19 protein-coding genes are annotated in these 19,214 nt (G+C 71.6%); 8 read left to right on the top strand and 11 right to left on the bottom strand.

Translation table 11 applies throughout. The features are described from left to right. Window positions 1-35: 35 nt before the first annotated feature. The gene (locus EST54_RS09495; RefSeq protein ID WP_129247015.1) at window positions 36-1,154 is read right to left on the bottom strand and encodes a SchA/CurD-like domain-containing protein; all 1,119 of its coding nucleotides are present in this window, start codon (window positions 1,152-1,154) and stop codon (window positions 36-38) included. A gap of 1,202 nt (window positions 1,155-2,356) precedes the next feature. Between EST54_RS09495 and EST54_RS09490 the strand changes: the two genes are divergently transcribed. After that, the gene (locus EST54_RS09490) at window positions 2,357-2,845 is read left to right on the top strand and encodes a glutathione peroxidase (RefSeq protein WP_129247092.1); all 489 of its coding nucleotides are present in this window, start codon (window positions 2,357-2,359) and stop codon (window positions 2,843-2,845) included. Between the two features lie 33 nt (window positions 2,846-2,878). On the opposite strand, the gene EST54_RS09485 is transcribed toward EST54_RS09490, so the two are convergent. Further along, window positions 2,879-3,268, bottom strand: a complete 390-nt coding sequence (locus tag EST54_RS09485) for an STAS domain-containing protein (protein WP_129247013.1) — start codon at window positions 3,266-3,268, stop codon at window positions 2,879-2,881. A gap of 568 nt (window positions 3,269-3,836) precedes the next feature. Here EST54_RS09485 and EST54_RS09480 point away from each other — a divergent pair. The 4 genes from EST54_RS09480 (at window position 3,837) to lnt (ending at window position 9,716) form a co-directional block, all read left to right on the top strand. Continuing rightward, window positions 3,837-5,288, top strand: a complete 1,452-nt coding sequence (locus EST54_RS09480) for a GAF domain-containing protein (RefSeq protein WP_129247011.1) — start codon at window positions 3,837-3,839, stop codon at window positions 5,286-5,288. A 229-nt stretch (window positions 5,289-5,517) separates the two neighbouring features. Further along, window positions 5,518-7,464, top strand: a complete 1,947-nt coding sequence (locus EST54_RS09475) for an ABC transporter ATP-binding protein (protein ID WP_129247009.1) — start codon at window positions 5,518-5,520, stop codon at window positions 7,462-7,464. 76 nt (window positions 7,465-7,540) lie between these two features. Continuing rightward, window positions 7,541-8,026 (top strand): nuclear transport factor 2 family protein, encoded by a 486-nt coding sequence (locus EST54_RS09470; protein ID WP_129247007.1) that lies wholly within the window; start codon window positions 7,541-7,543, stop codon window positions 8,024-8,026. 118 nt (window positions 8,027-8,144) lie between these two features. After that, on the top strand, window positions 8,145-9,716 hold the full coding sequence (lnt, locus tag EST54_RS09465) for an apolipoprotein N-acyltransferase (RefSeq protein ID WP_129247005.1): 1,572 nt from the start codon (window positions 8,145-8,147) through the stop codon (window positions 9,714-9,716). Here lnt and EST54_RS09460 read toward each other — a convergent pair. The 7 genes from EST54_RS09460 to EST54_RS09430 all read right to left on the bottom strand — a co-directional run bounded on the left by EST54_RS09460 (window position 9,685) and on the right by EST54_RS09430 (window position 15,446). Next, entirely contained in the window at window positions 9,685-10,593 is a 909-nt protein-coding gene (locus tag EST54_RS09460; protein ID WP_129247003.1) for a Gfo/Idh/MocA family protein, read from the bottom strand. The genes lnt and EST54_RS09460 overlap by 32 nt on opposite strands. 190 nt (window positions 10,594-10,783) lie before the next feature. Then, the gene (locus EST54_RS09455; protein ID WP_129247001.1) at window positions 10,784-11,323 is read right to left on the bottom strand and encodes a hypothetical protein; all 540 of its coding nucleotides are present in this window, start codon (window positions 11,321-11,323) and stop codon (window positions 10,784-10,786) included. 139 nt (window positions 11,324-11,462) lie between these two features. After that, window positions 11,463-12,131 carry a uracil-DNA glycosylase gene (locus EST54_RS09450; protein ID WP_174857422.1) on the bottom strand — a complete coding sequence of 223 codons (669 nt, stop codon included), beginning with the start codon at window positions 12,129-12,131 and terminating at the stop codon, window positions 11,463-11,465. Window positions 12,132-12,423: 292 nt separating this feature from the next. Continuing rightward, complete coding sequence (locus EST54_RS09445) at window positions 12,424-13,194, bottom strand: SDR family oxidoreductase (protein WP_129246997.1); 771 nt, start codon at window positions 13,192-13,194, stop codon at window positions 12,424-12,426. Between the two features lie 28 nt (window positions 13,195-13,222). Next, window positions 13,223-13,984 (bottom strand): 3-oxoacyl-ACP reductase FabG, encoded by a 762-nt coding sequence (gene fabG, locus EST54_RS09440; protein WP_129246995.1) that lies wholly within the window; start codon window positions 13,982-13,984, stop codon window positions 13,223-13,225. 245 nt (window positions 13,985-14,229) lie between these two features. Then, window positions 14,230-14,661 carry a DUF3037 domain-containing protein gene (locus EST54_RS09435; RefSeq protein WP_239012549.1) on the bottom strand — a complete coding sequence of 144 codons (432 nt, stop codon included), beginning with the start codon at window positions 14,659-14,661 and terminating at the stop codon, window positions 14,230-14,232. Beyond that, window positions 14,622-15,446, bottom strand: a complete 825-nt coding sequence (locus tag EST54_RS09430; protein ID WP_129246991.1) for a HipA family kinase — start codon at window positions 15,444-15,446, stop codon at window positions 14,622-14,624. Before EST54_RS09430 ends, EST54_RS09435 begins: the two co-directional genes overlap by 40 nt. Before the next feature lie 636 nt (window positions 15,447-16,082). Here EST54_RS09430 and EST54_RS09420 point away from each other — a divergent pair. The 3 genes from EST54_RS09420 to EST54_RS09410 all read left to right on the top strand — a co-directional run bounded on the left by EST54_RS09420 (window position 16,083) and on the right by EST54_RS09410 (window position 17,923). Further along, window positions 16,083-16,493, top strand: coding sequence for a peptidase inhibitor family I36 protein (locus tag EST54_RS09420; protein ID WP_129246989.1), 411 nt, complete (start codon window positions 16,083-16,085; stop codon window positions 16,491-16,493). Between the two features lie 124 nt (window positions 16,494-16,617). Further along, window positions 16,618-17,535, top strand: a complete 918-nt coding sequence (locus EST54_RS09415) for a hypothetical protein (protein ID WP_129246987.1) — start codon at window positions 16,618-16,620, stop codon at window positions 17,533-17,535. 19 nt (window positions 17,536-17,554) lie between these two features. Beyond that, the gene (locus tag EST54_RS09410) at window positions 17,555-17,923 is read left to right on the top strand and encodes a beta/gamma crystallin-related protein (protein ID WP_129246985.1); all 369 of its coding nucleotides are present in this window, start codon (window positions 17,555-17,557) and stop codon (window positions 17,921-17,923) included. Here EST54_RS09410 and EST54_RS34035 read toward each other — a convergent pair. Next, on the bottom strand, window positions 17,910-18,083 hold the full coding sequence (locus EST54_RS34035; protein WP_154074014.1) for a hypothetical protein: 174 nt from the start codon (window positions 18,081-18,083) through the stop codon (window positions 17,910-17,912). The two genes, EST54_RS09410 and EST54_RS34035, sit on opposite strands and share 14 nt — an antisense overlap. Before the next feature lie 12 nt (window positions 18,084-18,095). After that, entirely contained in the window at window positions 18,096-19,058 is a 963-nt protein-coding gene (locus tag EST54_RS09405) for an AraC family transcriptional regulator (protein ID WP_129246983.1), read from the bottom strand. Window positions 19,059-19,214 lie beyond the last annotated feature (156 nt).

Here is a 19,214-nt window from a genome sequence, read left to right as displayed (position 1 = left end):
TTGAGGGGGACGGGACCTGCTGCGGGCGGGTGCGCTCAGGCGTCCGGCGCCCGGCGGTCGGTGATGAGGGCCATGTCGGAGCGCTCCAGGAAGTGCGCCACCTCGCGGTCGTTCGACAGACCGCCGGCCTCATCGGTGTCGAGGAGGCGCCGCAGCACCGCCGTCTTGCGGGGACCGCGGACACCCAGCGCCAGCATGGGATCGCTGTCGAGGGGGATCCGCAGATCGATGAGCCGGACCACCACGTCGTCGCGCTGGAAGACGGTGCTGCCGGTGATGGGGCACTGCGGGTCGTCCGCGGCCAGCTCGTCCTGGTGGGCCAGCATCCTGGCCAGGGCCATCCCGCACCCTTCTTTGGCGGGGTAGTACAGCGCGTGCCGGCGGATGCCGTCGGGCTGCTGCCCGCTCGCCGCGACGTGGTGCACCGCGGGCAGTGCGGCGCGGGTGAAGAACACCCGGGCGGAGTTCGGGTCGCTGAGGTCGCGGTCCTGCTCCAGATACGGGTTGACCGCCTCCTCGACGGCCCGGATCTCGGGCTGCTGGGAGATGTGACGCAGCGCCGCGACCAGGTCGCCCTGTACCTCCACGGTGCGCACGACGCGGTTGCCGTGCATGAACAGGGAGGTGCGGCGCAGCCGCGTGGTGTCGTCGACCCGGGCCTCCGGGGAGGTGTAGCCGGCGAGGATCTCCGCGACCATCGATTCGCTGCCCGGCTTCACGGTGAAGGTCAGTGCGTGCCGGACGACGCCGTCGCCGACGCGGGGGTTGGCCTGCAGCCGGCCCTTGGGGGGCTCGGGGGCGAGGCTCGCGATGTTCGAGGTCTCGCGCAGGACGCTGAAGCGCAGCGACCGGGTGTCGCGCACACAGCTGTGCAGCGGCTGGACCATCTTGACGTGTTCCTCGCTGTTGACCCAGGCGAGGAAGGGCGGGGCGCTCTCCCACTCACTGGTGATGAGCCACTGCGAGGGGTTCTCGATGGACTGGCACAGTTGGTCGTTGATGTGCCCGGGGACGGACGCGACCTGATTGCGCAGGTGCTCATAGGCTTCCATGAAGCGCTGCTGGGCTCCCTCGTGGAGATCCAGAAGCAGCACGACCCGAAGCCGCGAGCCGTCGAAGGCTGACTGGGATATTCGTTCCGACAGCGTTGTCATCGTCTACGCATCTCCTTCGGGGCCCGGTGGCCCCAGTGGTGCGTCGTCAGTTCCGGTGCGATCCGGTGACTGAGCCGGATGGTGGGGCGGCCTGCCCGGTGTCCTGGGGGGCGTCCCGGATTCGATCGTGGCCGGGACCCACGGGCGGCGCGAGATCTGTGAGCCATGCAGGTGAACGTTGATCGAACAGAGCCGGGGCCGAGCATCCGTGCTCCATCTGCCGTACCCGTCCGTGCCGCTGGAGCTCGCGCGGAACCCCACCGCCGGGCCCGGTGCCCGGCACCCGTCGTGGCCGGGCCCCTGGTAGGCGCGTCGCCTCGTCCTTCCCGGGGCGTCCGGGCGCCCGTCAGCCGCCGGCCGGGACGCCCGGACACCTCCCGCCCGCGCGGGTGACAGGGAACGACGTCCGCACGGGGGACCGTTCGGGCAGGCCGGTACCGAACACCGGGTCCGCCGGGCCGCGTCACCCCGGGCCGACAACCACGGGGGCCGGCGGGCCCGTTCACGCGCGGGCGACGGGCGGCTGCCGGTGCACGGCGGGACCGGGTCCGGCGCCCGGGCCGAGGCTGGACCCGGCGGACTTCCCCGGCGGGCGCGGCACCCACCGCTTCCGCCGCGCAACTTCCGTACTACAAGCGGGAGTTGATGTCCATCAGCGAGCCTTCGTGGCATGCGGCCGGGCGGGGCGCGGAGCGGTACCCGGCCGGCCGGGCCCTCCGCTCCGGCGCCCGGGGCCGACACGAGGCGCCCCCACCGGCGCGGAACACAGGGGCCGGACCCGTGGCACACGAGGCTGCTGAGCAAGAAGCGGCCGACGGACCGTCCGCCCGGGCGCGAACGTATCTTCTGCCCGTCACCACCGCAGGGGCATCTGAGAGCCGTCCCGGCCGCGTCCCGCAACTCGGGGGCCGAATTCCGGTTGAGTCCGGACATGGACGCCGAGAAGCCCGCCTCGCACCCCTTCCAGCGCATCTCCCTCCCCCGCCGGCCGCCGCCGCTGCCACCCCCGGCCCCTCACACACGGCGCCCGGCCGAGGGGGAAACGCCGATCTTCGACCAGCTGCTCAAGGAGTGGCGCTCGGGGGAGCTCCGGCCGGTCGTTTCCTGGCCGGTCGACGATCCGGGGAAGATCAGGGCGGGCGCCGCTGTTGGGACACAGGAAGGACGTCCCAGTCCGCGGACCCGTAACGAGGAGCATGACCGTGACCCTGTACGACATCCCGCTGCGCACCCTGACCGGTGAACCCGCTTCCCTCGCCGACTACCGGGGCAAAGCCCTGCTGGTGGTGAACGTGGCGTCCAAGTGCGGGCTGACCCCGCAGTATGCGGGCCTGGAGCGGCTGCAGCAGCGCTACGGGGACCGTGGTTTCAGCGTGCTGGGCTTCCCCAGCAACCAGTTCGCGGGCCAGGAGCCGGGCACCGCGGAAGAGATCGCCACGTTCTGCTCGGCGACGTACGGCGTGAGTTTCCCGCTGTTCGAGAAGACCGACGTCAACGGCGCGGACCGGCACCCGCTGTATGCGGCGCTGACCGCCACCGAGGATGCCGAGGGCGCGGCCGGTGACATCCAGTGGAACTTCGAGAAGTTCCTGATCGATGCCGGGGGTGAGGTCGCGGGCCGCTTCCGTCCGCGCACCGAGCCGGAGGCCGAGGAGCTGGTCGGCGCCATCGAGGCGGCCCTTCCGGCCTGAGGCCGGGGGCGGGCCGGCGGGTGTCCGGGCGCGTCAGGCGACGGCGCTGCCGGCGCCGTCCGTGACCCCGGCCGGCCCGGTGGCCTCGGCGACGGCGTCCATAGCGCCGTCGTCGTCGGGGACGAGTTCGAAGCTGCCGGTCAGCCCGGTCATGCGCAGCAGCCGCGCGACGCTCCCGTCGCCGGTGGCCCCGGTCAGCCGTAGCCTGCCGCCCCGCTGCCGGGCGCGCTGGCGGGCGCGGCTGAGCAGGGACAGTCCGGCGCAGTCGATGAACGTCACCGCGCGCACGTCCAGCACGAGATCGACGCCCTGAGCACCGGTGATGTCGTCCAGCCGGTCGGACAGCACCGACACGGCGAGGATGTCCAGCTCACCGCGGATTTCGAGAAGGGTGGTGCCGCCCGCCGCACGGCTGGGTCCCACGAGTCTCGGGTAGTACTGACCTTCATCCATCGGCCCGGCCCACTTTCATGCCGAGGCGCGGGATATGGCCACGCGTCTGCGGCGGAGATGTTCGGAACGTGTGGGGGGCGCCCGGCGCAATCCGGGCGGGTCGGCCCGTTGCCGGGTCGTTGGTGGTGTGTCGGTTGTGCGCCTGTGTTTCTGCAGCTGTGTCCGTAGTTGACTACGGCTTACCCGCAGCCCGGGGGCCTCAAGTCCCGGCGCACGACTCAGCTCCAGGTTGTCTCAAAGTCGCCCCTGATGGGTGTGGCCGGGATAAGCACCCAAGGGCCGCGCCTCCCGCCGCCCCCGTACACCACAGACCGAGACGGACTGCTCGATCGACCACGCCGTCGATCGGCCGGAGACCTGGACGGCATGGAGCACACGCAGGTCAGGCCCTGTCCCGGCCGAACCGGAGAAACCATCCATTTTTCGCGGGTAACACACTTTCGACCGAATTAGACTGTCCGAACGGCCGGAAAGTGAGAGGTGTGCCCTGAAGCCGTCGGACCCCGCGGGAGATTTCCCCGACCGCACCGCGCGCAGCTTGCGCGCGCTGGCGGGCGGGCCGATCTCGCGCCTTCCGCAGCTCCTGGAAGCGATGGTGACGGTCGGTTCCGATCATGATCTGCGCCGTGCGCTGGACCGTATCGCCGAGAACGCCGTCGCGCTGACCGGAGCGCGCCATGCCGCGGTCAGCCTTCCCGACGAGGACGGCGACGGCCCCGGCGAGCCGATCACTCACGGCCCCTCCCCCGCCACCGAGCAGCCCGCCGGAGCCTTTCTGGAGGTACCCATACGGGTGCAGGGGAAGCTGTTCGGCACGCTGCGTGTGACGGGGAAGGACGGCGGCGGGGGGTTCGGCGACGGGGATCTGCACCTGGTGCGGGTGCTGGCCACCCAAGCGGGCATCGCCTTCAGCAATGCCCGGACGCACGCGGCCGCCCGGCAGCGAAGACGCTGGATCGACGGGACGGCCTCCGTGACCACGGCCCTGCTGGCCGAGCCCGACACCCGCTCGACGACCCCCAACGCCCTGACCGTCGTCGCGGAGCAGGGCCGGGACCTGGCCGACGCGGCCACCGGCGCGGTGCTGATGCCGCACCCCGAGGGCGGTATGGAGATCGTGGCGATCTCCACCGTGCTGTCCGAGGCGGTACGGGCCGAGTCCGAGCACGCCAGGATCCCGCCGCAGAGCCCCTCCGTCCACCAGATACGCGCCGGGCTCGCGGTGTTCTCCGACGACTTCGGCGGCGATCCCCGCTCGATCTCCCCACTCTCGCGCCACTACGGCCCGATGATGCTGCTGCCGCTGCGCAGCAGTGGGCGGGTGCTGGGCGCCCTCGCACTGTGCCGCAGGCCCGGCGAGCGCCGCTTCAGCCACACCGAGCGGACCCTGGGGACGCAGTTCGCCGCTCAGGCCGCGGTGGCTCTCGTCCTCGCCGACCGGCACCGCGACCGCGAACAGCTCGCCGTCTTCGAGGACCGCGACCGCATCGCCCGCGATCTGCACGATCTGGTCATCCAGCGGCTGTTCGCCACCGGGATGCTGCTGGAGACCGCCCGGCGCAAGGCGCAGCTGCCGGAGGTGGCGGAGGGGGTCGGCCGGGCGGTCGACGAGCTGGACGCGACGATCCAGGAGATCAGGTCGGCGATCATCGCGCTGCAGCAGGGGCCGGCCGCGGTGCCCGGGCTCCGTAGCCGCGTGCTGCGGGAGGCCGACGCCGCCACCCCCGTACTCGGCAGCCGGCCGTCGGTGCAGTTCGTGGGCCCGGTCGAGGCGCGCCTCGACGACGAGGGCGGCCGGGAGCTGCTGGCGGCGCTGGCCAAGGCTCTGGCCGAGGCGGCCCCGTCGGTGCCCGCCGCGGCCCGCCCGGCCCGCATCGAGGTCGTCGTGGACGCCCTCGCCACGCTCCCCGACGGCCGCCCGGCGGTGCGGCTGACGGTCAGCGTCCCGGCCGCCCCCGAGGCCCTCACGGTCTGGGAACGCCCGCTCTGACGGAGCCCGTCACCTCCCGACTCTGACGGGGCGCGTCACCTGCCGACGCCGTCGGCCCGCTCACGGACGATGGGGCCGGTTTCCGCGAGCGCGGGTGGCCGGCAGCGGTCCTTGCGGGTGAGCGCAAGGGAATCAAGTTGACCTCAACATTGCTTGAGGTTCTAGGTTTTCTTATGTCGCCGGTCGCACACGGCGATCCCGTGACGACCCCGACGGCTTGGAGGCCACGATGGACATGGAAGTCACCGCCTGGCATGCGTTGCACAGCACGATGACCGCCCAGCAGGGCCGGCGCCGTTTCTCCCGCGGCACCCTGCGCCGCATCGCGGCGTTCGCCCGCCCGCACCGCCGCCGGCTGCTGTGGTTCCTCGTCCTGAGCACGGTGACCGCGATGCTCGCGGTGGCCACCCCGCTGCTCGCGGGCCGGGTGGTGGACGCGATCGTGAGCGGCGACCCGTCGGGCGTGGTCGTCGGCCTGTCCGGGCTGATCGCCCTGATCGCGGTCGCGGAGGCGGGGCTGGGGCTGCTGACCCGCTGGCTGTCGGCGAGCATCGGTGAGGGGCTGATCCTCGATCTGCGGACGACCGTGTACGACCACGTGCAGCGGATGCCCGTCGCGTTCTTCACCCGCACCCGCACCGGCGCCCTGGTCAGCCGTCTGAACAACGATGTGATCGGCGCCCAGCGGGCGTTCAGCGACACCCTGTCCGGGGTCGTCAGCAATATCGTGACGCTGCTGCTCACCCTCGTCGTGATGCTCGGCCTGTCCTGGCAGATCACCCTGATCGCGCTGGTGCTGCTGCCGGTGTTCGTGCTGCCCGCCCGCCGGGTCGGCCGGCGGCTGGCGGCCCTGCGCCGGGAGGGGGCCGACCACAACGCGGCGATGGGCACCCAGATGACCGAGCGGTTCTCCGCGCCCGGCGCCACCCTCGTCAAGCTGATGGGCCGGCCGACGCGCGAGTCAGCCGAATTCGCCACCCGGGCCCGCCGGGTGCGCGACATCGGGGTCCGTTCGGCGATGGTCCAGACGTACTTCGTCACCGCCCTCACCCTGGTCTCCGCCCTGGCGCTGGCCGTGGTCTACGGACTGGGCGGATTCCTCGCCCTGCACGGACAGCTGGAGGCCGGTGCGATCGTCTCGCTCGCCCTGCTGCTCACCCGGCTCTACGCCCCGCTGACCGCGCTGTCCGGCGCCCACATCGAGGTGATGAGCGCGCTGGTCAGCTTCGAGCGGGTCTTCGAGGTGCTCGACCTGAAGCCGCTGATCACCGAGAAGCCGGACGCCCGCCCGGTGCCCGACGGCCCGGTGTCGGTGGAGTTCGACGACGTCCGCTTCGGCTACCCGTCCGCCGACAAGGTCTCGCTGGCCTCCCTGGAGGAGGTCGCCGCCCTCGACACCCGCGGCGGCGAAGAGGTCCTGCACGGCATCTCCTTCCGCGCCGAACCGGGCCAGATGGTCGCCCTGGTCGGCTCCTCGGGCGCCGGCAAGTCGACCGTGGCGCAGCTGCTGCCGCGGCTGTACGACGCCGATGCCGGTGCGGTCCGGCTCTCCGGGGTGGATGTCCGCGATCTGACGGCGGCCTCGCTGCGCGACGTCCTGGGCATGGTCACCCAGGACGGGCACCTCTTCCATGACTCGATCCGCGCGAACCTGCTGCTGGCCAGGCCGGCGGCGACCGAGACCGAGCTGTGGGACGCCTTGCGCCGGGCCCGTCTGGAGGACCTGATCGCCCAGCTCCCCGATGGTCTGGACACCGTCGTCGGCGAGCGCGGCTACCGTCTCTCCGGGGGCGAACGGCAGCGGCTGACCATCGCCCGGCTGCTGCTCGCCCACCCCCGGGTGGTGATCCTGGACGAGGCCACCGCCCATCTGGACAACACCTCCGAGGCGGCCGTGCAGGAAGCGCTCACCGAGGCGCTCGACGGCCGTACCGCCCTGGTCATCGCCCACCGGCTGTCGACCGTACGGGCCGCGGACGTGATCCTGGTCGTCGAGGGCGGGCGGATCGTCGAGCGCGGGACGCACGAGAGCCTGCTGGCGGACGACGGGCGGTACGCGGAGCTGTACCGGACCCAGTTCACCGACTCGGAGGACCGCCGGGAGGCGGCCGGGGAGGAAGCCGGCCGCCCGGACGCCGGGCCGGATCTGCTGCCGGAGTCGGCGCTGGCGAACTGAGGCGGTACACGGAGGCGGACACGCCCTGGGCCCCCGCCTGTTGGCGGGGGCCCGCGCCATGCCGAACACTGAGGCGATGACGCAGCGCGCGGAACACTCCACGGTCATGGACCGCCTGGCTCTCGACGATCTGATCAACGGCTATGCCCGCGCCGTGGACGACGGCGACTGGCCCGGCTATATGGCCCTGTTCACCCCGGACGGACGGGCCGACTACCGCTCGGCGGGCGGCATCGAGGCCGGCACCGAGGACATCGCCGCCTGGCTGGCCGAGATGCTGCGGCAGTTCGCGATGCGGCAGCACCTGATCGTCAACCGCCGTATCGACCTCAAGCGGCCGGACGGTGCGCCCGGCGACACCGCCACGATCCAGGCCGACTACCTCAACCCGATGCGGCTCGCGGGCCCCGCCGCGGACGCGGACGACGACGACCCGACCGCGCCCAATTACACCTGCGGCGGCCGCTACGACTTCACCGCCCGCCGTACTCCCGACGGCTGGCGGCTGACCGGGGTCGTGGTCCACGAGAAGTGGCGGCAGGTGCGCCCGCTCGGTCACTGACCGTCCCGGCCCCGTCCCGGACCGGAATCGGCCGTTGCGGCGACACCCCCTTTTCTTGATCCGCCCGCCCGCGCACACTGGCCGTCCGGCCCGCGGACACCGGGACGAGGGAGGCGGCATGGACGGAGTGCTCGGCCACCGGTCGCGGTGGCTCGGCTCCCCCTGGGTACGGGGGCTGGCCGCCGCCCTCGCCGGCGCGGTGCCGGCCCTCACCTTTCCCGCGCCGTCGTGGTGGTGGCTGGCGTATGTCGCACTGGTCCCCTGGCTGCTGCTGGTGCGGTCGGCACCGACGTACCGGCAGGCGGCGCTGGACGGCTGGCTGGGCGGCACCGGCTTCATGCTCGCCGTCCACCAATGGCTGCTGCCGAGCCTGCACGTCTTCATCCTCCTTCTCGCGCTGCTGCTCGGGGCGCTGTGGGCGCCGTGGGGGCTGCTGGTGCGCGCACTGCTGGGCGGCGCGCCCGGAGCGGACGGAACGGCGGGCGGCGCGGGGCGGCCGGCGACGGGCGGGCGGTACGCCGCCGCGCTGGTGCTGGTGCCCTCGGGCTGGCTGATGGTCGAACTGGTCCGCTCCTGGGAGTACTTGGGCGGGCCCTGGGGACTGCTGGGTGCCGGGCAGTGGCAGGTGCCGCCCGCGCTGCGGCTGGCGTCGATCGGCGGGGTGTGGCTGCTGAGCCTGCTGATCGTGGCGGTGAACACCGCGGTGGCGGAGCTGATCGCCCGTCCCGCGACCTGGCTGCCGGCCGTCTCGGGGCTGCTGGTGTGCGCGCTGGCGGGCACCGCGGCGTGGCTGTGGGCGCCGGTCCCCCGCGCCGCCGGCACGGTGCGGTTCGCGGTCGTCCAGCCCGGCCCGACCGGCACCCCGTCGGCGCGGCTGGCCCGGAGCGAGGCGCTCACCCGGTCGCTGGCGGGCCACGGGGTACGGCTGGTCATCTGGGGGGAGAGCAGCCTCTACGAGGACCCGGCCGACCACCCGGCGCTCGCCGCCCGCCTCGCCGCGCTCTCCCGGCAGACCGGTGCCGAGCTGCTGGTCAACGCCGACTCCCCGCACGCCGGCCGGGCCGGCATCTACAAGAGCGCGGTACTGATCGGACCGGACGGGCCGACCGGTGACCGCTACGCCAAGATGCGGCTGGTGCCCTTCGGCGAGTACATACCCTTCCGGCCGGTGCTGGGCTGGGCGACCCGGGTGGGCAAGGCGGCCACCACCGACCGGCTGCGCGGCACCCGCCAGGTCCTGCTGCCCGTGGCCACCGCGGGCGGGCTGCGCGTCGGGCCGCTGGTGTGCTTCGAGTCCGCGTTCCCCGACATGAGCCGTCATCTGGCGCGGGACGGTGCACAGGTGCTGGTCGCCCAGTCCTCGACCTCGACCTTCCAGCACAGCTGGGCGCCCGCACAGCACTCCTCACTGGCCGCGCTGCGCGCCGCGGAGAACTGGCGGCCGATGGTGCACGCCACGCTCACCGGCATCAGCGCGGTGTACGGCCCGCGCGGCGAGCAGATCGGCGCGCGGCTGGGCACCGACCGCAGCGCGGCGGCCGTCTACGACCTGCCGCTGGCCGAGGGCACCAGCCCGTACACCCGGTTCGGTGACTGGGCGGTGTACGGGGCGGTGGGCGCGCTGGTGCTCGCCGGCGGGTACGCGGGGCTGCGCGCGGTCAGCAGGCGGCCTGCGCCAGGGCGTCGCTGATCACCCGTTCGCACAGTTCGTGGGTGCGCAGCGCGTCCCGGGCGGACGGCTGGCGGCCGGCTCGTACGTCGTCCAGGAACGCCAGCACGATCTGCTCGATGCCGCGCTGGCGGGCGACCGGCACCCAGTCGCCGCGGCGCCGGATGCTCGGCTGTCCCTTGTGGTCGATGACCTCGGCGAGATTGACGACCTGACGCCTGGTGTCCTGCCCGGAGACGTCGAGGACCTCCTCCGCCGAACCGCTGAGGCGGTTCATGATGCCCAGGGCGGTGAAGCCGTCGCCGGACAGCTGGAGCACCACATGCTGCATCAGCCCCTCCCTGATCCTGGCGCGCACATCGATGTGGTCGACCTCGCCGGGGACCAGAAACCGCAGGGTGTCGACGACATGGATGAAGTCGTCCAGCACCAGCGTGCGCGGGTCCTCGGGCAGGCCGATGCGGTTCTTCTGCATCAGGATCAGCTCGCGGGCATGCTCGCGGCACTGGGTGTAGGCGGGCGCGAAGCGGCGGTTGAAGCCGACGGTGAGGCCCACGCCGCGGTCCTCGGCGAGCGCGACCAGGCGCTGGGAGACGGCGAACTCGTAGGAGAGCGGCTTGTCGACATACGTCGGTACGCCGGCTTCGAGCAGCCGGGTCACGAGCTCGGGGTGCGCGGCGGTGGCGGCATGCACGAAGGCCGCGTCCAGGCCGGTGGCGAGCAGGGCGTCCAGGTCGGTGTGGAGCTGTGCGCCGGGCAGCCGGAGGCTGTCGCCGACGCGTTGGAGGGTGGCCGGGGTACGGGTGTACAGATGCAGTTCGAGACCCGGTTGTGTGCCCAGGACCGGGAGGTACGCCTTCTGGGCGATGTCGCCGAGTCCGATGCAGCCGACCTTCACTCGCGCTCCCTGGGTTGTGCCGCGTTCCTGGTGTCTGGCGTGCCGGCAGCATACGTTCCGGTGCGCGGCAGCCGGCCGGCGATCCCGTCGAGGCGGCGCAGCGGCGGCTCAGCCGCTGCCGGATGCGGTAGCGGTGCCCGTGGGACTGCCCTGCGGCGGCGGAAGGCCCGCCGTCCCGGACGCGGGAGCCCTACGGCGTGTGCCCCGCCGCCCGGTCGATCCGCAGCTGGAGCCGGTCGATCGCGTCCCGCAGGCCCTGGCGGTATTCGCCGTCGGCGAGGGCGTTGACCGACGCCCGTGCCCGCCGCAGCTGGGCACGGGCATCGGCCGGACGGTCGAGGGCGGCGTAGTCGGCCGCGATATTGAGATGGAGGGAGGGGAAGAACGCCCGGAGCGCGACGAGGGGGTGACGGGGTCCGGGGCCGTCGGCGACCTTCGACTCCACGGGCGCGGCGGCGGTGCCCGCGGGCCGCTCGGTGACGAAGCCCTCGGCCGCCTCCAGGGCCCTGAGGTCCCAGTCGAGTTCGTCCCGGGGGTCGTCCTGGGTGTCGGCCATGTAGTGGGCGAGGGTGCAGCGGTGGAAGGCGTCGCCCTGGGGCCCGATCTCGTGCCACAGGGCCGAGAGGCGGTTGCGTGCCTCTTCCCGGTCGCCGGCGCGGTGCAACATGATCGCCTGGCCGATCCGGGTCAGCACGCCGTCCTCGGGCGTCGCCTGCCGCCGCTTCTCCATCACCGCGCACTCCCGGTCGGTTCACCACCACCAATGTCGTTGCCTCGACGCTAACCGCCGGACGGGACCTGCGCGCGGTGTGCGCGACGCGCCCGGGCGGCGGCCGGTCCGTGCCGCTCTGTCGGACCGGCCCGGTGACTCAGCCCAGGTCGGGGATGCGCCAGTCGATCGGCGCATGGCCCTGTGCGGCGACCGCCGCATTGATCTGGGTGAAGGGACGGGAGCCGAAGAACTTCTTCGCCGAGAGCGGGGAGGGGTGCGCGCCCTGCACCACGGCATGCCGCTCCTCGTCGATCAGCGGCAGCTTCTTCTTGGCGTAATTCCCCCACAGCACGAAGACCGCCGGCTCCGGCCGGGAGGCGACCGCGCGGATCACCGCGTCGGTGACCTTCTCCCAGCCCTTGCCCTTGTGCGAATTGGCTTCGGCCTCGCGGACCGTGAGGACGGCGTTCAGCAGCAGCACCCCCTGCTGGGCCCAGGGCATCAGATAGCCGTTGTCCGGAACGGGGTGGCCCAGCTCCTCCTGCATCTCCTTGTAGATGTTCCGCAGCGACGGCGGTGTCTTGACGCCGGGCTGCACGGAGAAGCACAGACCGTGGCCCTGGCCCGCGCCGTGGTACGGGTCCTGGCCCAGGATGAGCACCTTCACCTGGTCGTAAGGGGTCGCCTCCAGCGCCGCGAAGACCTGCTCGCGGGGCGGGTAGACCGGACCGTTGGCCCGCTCCCGCTCGACGAAGTCGGAGAGCTCCTTGACATAGGGCTTCTCCCACTCCTCGCCGAGGACCTCGCGCCAGGACTCGGGCAGCATGTCGGTCACCACGTCAACAACCTCCGGTGTGCGTTACGTTCTTCGGCACCGAACCTACCGGCGGCCACTGACAACGCGGTCCGCGGGCCGATCGCCCTCAGGTGTCGGTGTCCCCGGTCAGGGTCCCAATGCCTCCCCTGCCGGTCCGCCGACAGGCGTGGTGCCGGCCCCCCGCAAGGGACCGGCACCACGGATTCTCCTTGGAGCGCACACCGGTACGAGGCCTCCCCGGCCCGGCCCGATGCCGTCGGCCCCGGCGTTCAGACCCCGACGCCGTCAGAACCCGACGCCGTCAGACCCCGGCGTTGAGGAAGAGACCGCCGTCGACGACCAGGTTCTGGCCGGTGATCCAGCCGGCCGCGTCGGACAGCAGGAAGGCCGCGGCCCCGCCGATGTCCTCCGGGACGCCCAGCCGCGCCATGGGGTAGCCGGCCGCCGCCTCCTCCTCACGGTTCTCGTACAGCGCGGCGGCGAACTTGGTCTTGATCACCGCGGGCGCGATCGAGTTGACCCGCACCCCCGGCGCGAATTCGTGGGCGAGCTGCATCGTCAGGTTCACCATCGCGGCCTTGCTGATCCCGTACGCGCCGATGAAGGGCGAGGGGGCCAGGCCGGCGATCGAGGCGATGTTGACGATCGCGCCGCCGTTGTCCTTCTGCCAGGCGTGCCAGGTGCGCTGCGCGAAGCCGAGCGCCGAGACGACGTTGGTCTCGAACACCTTGCGGGCGACGCCCAGGTCGAGGTCGGCAATGGGGCCGAACACCGGGTTCGTCCCGGCGTTGTTGACGAGGTAGTCGACGCGGCCGAAGGTCTCCATGGCGCGCTCGACGGCCACGGCCTGATGGGCCTCGTCATGTGCCTTGCCGGCGACGCCGAGCACCCGGTCGGCGCCCAGCTTCTCGGCGGCTTCCTTGAGGGCGTCCTCGTTGCGGCCGGTGATGACGACCCGGTCACCGCGGGCGACCAGGGCCTCCGCGATGCCGTAGCCGATGCCGCGGCTGGCCCCGGTGACCAGCGCCACCTTGCCGGAGGGCTCGGGCAGGCCGCTGTTCTGCTCGGTCATGTCCAGACTCCTGAAGTCGGTGGGGCGGTCAGTTGAGCGGGCCGCCGGCGACGTACATGACCTGGCCGGAGACGAAGCCGGCCGCCTCGCCGGTGAAGAAGGCGATGGCGTTGGCGATGTCCTCGGGCCGGCCGACGCGCTGCACGGGGATCTGCGTGGCGGCCGCGGCCTGGAACTCCTCGAAGCCCATCCCCACGCGCTCGGCGGTGGCGGCGGTCATGTCGGTGACGATGAATCCGGGGGCGACGGCGTTGGCGGTGACCCCGAACTTGCCGAGCTCGATGGCCAGGGTCTTGGTGAGGCCCTGCAGACCGGCCTTCGCCGCCGAGTAGTTGGCCTGTCCGCGGTTGCCGAGCGCCGAGCTGGAGGAGAGGTTGACGATCCGGCCGAACTTGGCGTCCACCATGTGCTTCTGGCAGGCGCGGGACATCAGGAACGCACCACGCAGATGCACGTTCATGACGGTGTCCCAGTCGGTCTCGCTCATCTTGAACAGCAGGTTGTCCCGAAGCACACCGGCGTTGTTGACGAGGACGGTCGGCGCACCGAGCTCGGAGGCGACCCGCGCGACCGCCGCGTCGACCTGCTCCGCGTCGGAGACGTCGCAGCCGACCGCGATGGCCTTGCCGCCGGCCGCGGTGATCTTCTCCACGGTGTCCTTGCACGCCGCCTCGTCGAGGTCGAGTACGGCGACGGCGCGGCCCTCGGCGGCCAGACGTACGGCGGTGGCCGCGCCGATGCCGCGGGCCGCGCCCGTCACGATGGCGACGCGCTGCTCGGTGGTGGACATGGGGTTCTCCTCACCCTAGAAACCTCGACAAGCGGCCCGCCCCACCGATCCCTGGGTGAGCAACCGCTTAGTAGCCTGAGCAGGGCTGACGCTAGAAGCCCGGCAGGGCGCTGTCAACGCCCCACCACTGCGCCGTTGCCCACCTCACCGCGCGGCGGCCCGGGACCCGGTGGAATCGCGCCGCACGACAGAGCGCCCGGCCCGCCCGACGGCGGAACCGGGCGCCCTCGGCGCACCCGCGGTCCTCAGCGCACCAGCAGTTCCAGCAGCCGCGCGGCCTCGGTGGTGGGATCGGCGGTCAGTCCGGTGTGCACCGGCCCCGGCTGGACGATGGTGCTGCGCGGCGCCACCAGCCAGCGGAACCGGCGCCCCGCGTCATCCCCCGCCGCCTGCCCGGCCCGCTCGCCGCCCGCGCAGATGCCCTCGACGGCGCCGAGCGCGGCGCGTACCCCGGCCACGTCGGTGGTGGGGTCCAGGGCCAGCAGCCGGGCCTCGTCCAGATGGGTCCGGGCCTCGACGAAGCGCCGGGCGTGGCAGTACACGACCACCCCGGCATTGATCATCTCTCCGCGCTCGACCCGGGGCACGACCTTCAGCAGGGCGTATTCGAAGACGTCGCGTCCGTTGTGCAGACCGGTCACTTCACTGCCTTCCGTGCCAGCCGTCCGGCCAGCCATTCCGGTGCCTGCGAGGGCTTGTCCTTGGTCGGTTCCCCCAGGGTGATGTGGTCGCTGATGGTCCGGGCGCGGGCCAGCAGCGTGGACACGTACGCCTGGCGCAGCGCCTCCGGGGAGTCGAAACCGGGCTCGTCGGCCAGCCATTCGTCCGGCACCTCGGCCGCGATCCCGGTCAGCAGCTCCTCCGTGATCTGCGGGGCGAACTCCTCGGCCGCCGCGGTGAGATCCGGACCGAACGTGGCCAGCACATGGTCGGAGGCGTCGTACGGCCGGGCCGAAGCCTTCTGCGCACTCGGCCAGTTGTGGTGCCAGATCATCGCCGCACCGTGGTCGATCAGCCACAGTTCGCCGTGCCAGACCAGCAGATTGGGGTTGCGCCAGGACCGGTCGACGTTGTTGATCAGTGCGTCGAACCACACCACGCGGCCCGCCTCGCGGGGCGTCACCTCGAAGGCCAGCGGATCGAAGCCCAGCGATCCGGGGAGGTAGTCCATGCCCAGATTGAGCCCACCGCTGGCCTTCAGCAGCTCCTGGACCTCCTGGTCGGGTTCGCCCAGCCCGATGACGGGGTCGAGCTGCATCCGCACCAGATCGGGCACCCGCAGCCCGAGCCGGCGGCCCAGCTGCCCGCAGATGATCTCGGCGACGAGCGTCTTGCGCCCCTGCCCGGCGCCGGTGAACTTCATGATGTAGGTACCGAGGTCGTCGGCCTCGACGATCCCCGGGAGCGAGCCGCCCTCACGCAAGGGCGTGACATAGCGGGTCGCAACAACTTCGGTCAGCATGATCCCAAACTCCACGACTCATCTACGGTGCAATCCACGGTCAACCCCAGGCAGGTGCACCCCAGATCAGCGTCACGATCAACCCTGGGAAGAATCCGGGGAGTTCCCCCTGACATCCTGCTCCCCCTCTCTTCCGACTCTCTTCCGGCTCTCTTCCGAGCAGCCCGTCGATGGCCGTGCGCCCGTTCATTCCGACCTCCGGCACAAAGTGGGCATCATAACCGGGCGTGACGGCGGGCACGGAGTGACCGAGCCACCGCGCCAAAGACACCACGGATTCCCCGGCCTCCCCGGCCTCCCCGGCCTCCCCGGCCTCCAGCATGATCGCGGAGTGGGTGTGCCGCAGACGTGGAAGCCACGCTTCGGGGCCGCCTGCTACCGCCCGGCGCGGTCGATGCCCTCCGGGCTCAGCCCGAACGCCTCGCCCTGACCAAGCCCGCACCCCGGACCGAGTACGACGGCCTCGGGTCGCCGATGCCTGCTGTGGTGCGTAGACGCCTCGTCAAGAAGGTGTGCTCTCTCTGCCAACGACACGTGTGTGAAGGCTTGGGACGCTAATCCGGTCAACGCAACACGTAGATCGCGTAAGTCAGTCGATCACGTCAATGCGCAAGAACCAGGGAAAGAGGAGACATCATGCGCATGCGTCTTATGGCCGCTGCGGGCGTCGCCGCCGCACTCTCGCTCGGTGCCGCGCTGCCGGCCTTCGCCAGCGACGCCCAGCCGTCTGCCGGTCAGTCCCACGCGGTGGCTGCCCACCACACCGCGGACCTCGGGGGTCTGATGGCCAAGAGGAAGGTGAAGGTCTACCAGGACGCCAGCTACAAGAACCGGAACACGACCTTCACCGAGAACATGCGGAACCTGAAGAAGGACGGCTGGAACGACACCATCAGCTCCGCCAGGAACCAGGGCAGCCGCACGGTCACGTTCTACCAGCACGCCGGCTACAAGGGCGCCCGCTTCTCCCTCGCACCGGGCGAGTCCGAGCCCCACTTCGGCGATGTCGGCATGAGCGACAAGACGAGCTCGGTCAAGTTCCGCTGACAGCGGGATCCGTCAGCAACGCACTGCTGACGGGCGGGGTGCGGCACACGGGGGCCGCACCCCGCCCCTGCCGATCACCGCGCACCCTGAACGCGCACCGCGTACCGCACGACGAGAGGCACCCATGCCGCCCTCCCGCGCCCGGGCCACCACCACAGCGCTCGCACTGCTGCTCCTGGCCACGACCGGCACCGCCTGCACGGCGGCGGAGCACGCATCCACGCCCGCTTCGCACGCCGCGCCACCTCCGCCGGCGACCCGGCAGGTCAAGCCGCTCCAGCTGCCGTTGGACGCGTATGCCTCGACCGTGGCCGAGACCCACCTGGTGGAGGATGCCCAGGACGTCCTCATGCGTCGGTGCATGAAGGGCCTGGGCATGGAGTGGAAGGCGCTGCCCCGGGTGACTGCCCGGGACATCGAGCCGCCGAATCTCGGCCGATACGGAGCGGACGAGGCGGACGCCCTCCAGTACGGGTATCACCCGCGCCCCGACCCGCCGTCGGTGGTACGGCGCAACCGTGCCTGGGACGAGCGGGAGGCGCTGCCGGCCGAGGTGCAGCGCGCGGCCTACGGCGCCTCCGGCAAGGGCGGCTGCCTCAAGGAGGCCCGGCACCAACTCGTCGGCGACACCGCTCCACCCGACTACCACGCCTTCAACCAGCTGACCGGCACCGCCCTGAAAGCTTCCCGGCGCACCCCCGAAGTACGCGACGTCCTGCGTCGTTGGCACACCTGCATGGCGAAGGCGGGTTTCGACTATCCGGAGCCCATGGCCGCCGCCGTCAGCGAGCGCTGGAAGACGCCGGATCCCACACCGGCCGAACGCGCCACCGCCCGCGCCGATGTGGCCTGCCAGCAGTCGGCAACGGTGGTGAAGGTCTGGTCAGCGGCCGAGAGCCGTATCCAACGCCGCCTGATCGAGCAGAACGCCGACCGGCTGGACGGGGCGAAAGCCCGCAAGGACCGCTGGCTGGCGGCCGCGCGCCGCGTCCTGGGCCATGAGGGCGGCGCGCACCATCCGCGTCACCTGTCCGATCACTAGCCCTTCAAAGGAGTTCCTCATGCGTATTCGTCGCACAGCTGTTGCGGGCGCCGCGGCCGCCGCACTCACCCTCGTCGCCGCACTGCCGGCCTCCGCCGACGGGGCGGCGGCCGCCGGCCCGCTCAAGGCCGGCAAGGCCAAGGTCAAGATCTTCGAACAGCCCAAGTTCCAGGGCAGGTACACCGTCTTGACCCACGGCGTGCGAAATCTTCCGGCCGCCGGCTGGGAGCACATCGGCTCCGCCAAGAACACCGGCAAGCGCACGGCCACGTTCTACGAGCACGCCGGCTACCACGGCGCCCGCTTCTCCCTGGCACCGGGCGAGTCCGAGCCCGACTTCGGCGATGTCGGCATGGGCGACAAGACGGGCTCCCTCATGTTCCGCTGACGGCGAGCGGCTGCCGTGGCACGCCGTCACCGACCTGGAAGCCGACTTCCCGCATCGGGACGATCGCCTCGTCGCTGCTGAGCGCCTTTGAGGTGTGGAAGGCACCGGCTGAGGTGTGGAAGGCACCGACTCCCTCCGCTGCTGCCTTCCACATCGTCACCCGAAGTCCTGGCTACCCGGTCGGGGGACAGGCCGCCATCCGGTAGTCCTTTGGCGGCATGCCATATGCGGTGCGGAAGGCACGGGTGAAGTCGGCTGCGTGGGCGAACCCGCAGCGGGTGGCGATGGCGTGGATGGGGGTGGTGCGCCAGGTGGGGTCGGCGAGTTCGCGGCGGGCACGTTCGAGGCGTTGTCGGCGGATCCATGCCGCGACGGTGGTCTCTTCGTGTTGGAAGAGGCGGTGTAGGTAGCTGGTGGAGATGTGGTGCGCGGCCGCGATGGTCGGGGGCCGCAGGTCCGGGTCGGCCAGATGCCGATGCATGAAGGCTTGGATGCGCAGGATCAGAGCGCGTCGGCGGCTTTCGGGGGGTACCTGGCCGTCGGCGTCCAGGTGGTGGGCGAGGGTGGCGGTGAGCAGGTCCAGGGCCACCGTGCCCAGCCGAGCGGTGTCGGCGGGCCGATAGGGCGTGGTGTCGCCGGCCAGGCGCGTAAGGAACTGCGCGAGCAGGCCTCCGATTCCGTCCCTGCCGGATAAGGAGCGGGCGAGAAACCGGTCGACGCTCTTGGGAGGAAACGGCAGTAACTTCTTGGGAATCCCCATTCCCACCGATGTCACGGGGCCGGCTACGGTCTCCCAGGTGCGTGAGGTGTCGACGACATACATCTGCTGTGCACCGTGCACTGCTTCGTGACCGGCGTGGCGAATTCCCAGGGTTCCCCGCAGGAGCAGAGCGAGCGTGTAGCACTCCGGGTCGGATTGCCGTATCGACTTGGCTGTCCGCAGCCCCGTGACGGGCTGCACCTTCGTCGGCACAACCGATATCGGCCCCAGCTGGAGACTGCGCAGCTCACCGTGAAAGTCCCCCGAATGCTCGCTGCTGGTCTCCATGGGACAGATCGTCTTGGCCAGGTGTTCACGCCAGACATCGAATCGGTCAGGCGCCGGCACCTCACTACTGTTGAAGACCATCTCCATCGTTCTTCCCCCTTGTGTATGGCTGCGTACGAGAGATCCCGCGGCGCTGTCCGCTGTCGGCGCCCGTGATGGTCAATCACGGAACCGGAGACGGGCGCCGCGCCCACCCCAAGCCGGAGCGGCGCAATCCGCGACGGCGGCAGGGACGCGCGAGGG

The sequence above is a fragment of the Streptomyces sioyaensis genome (genome assembly GCF_004122735.1).
GTDB classification, from domain to species: Bacteria; Actinomycetota; Actinomycetes; order Streptomycetales; family Streptomycetaceae; genus Streptomyces; species Streptomyces sioyaensis.
The sequence above is the reverse complement of the archived record's forward strand: the minus strand, read 5'-3'. Positions and strand labels throughout refer to the sequence as shown.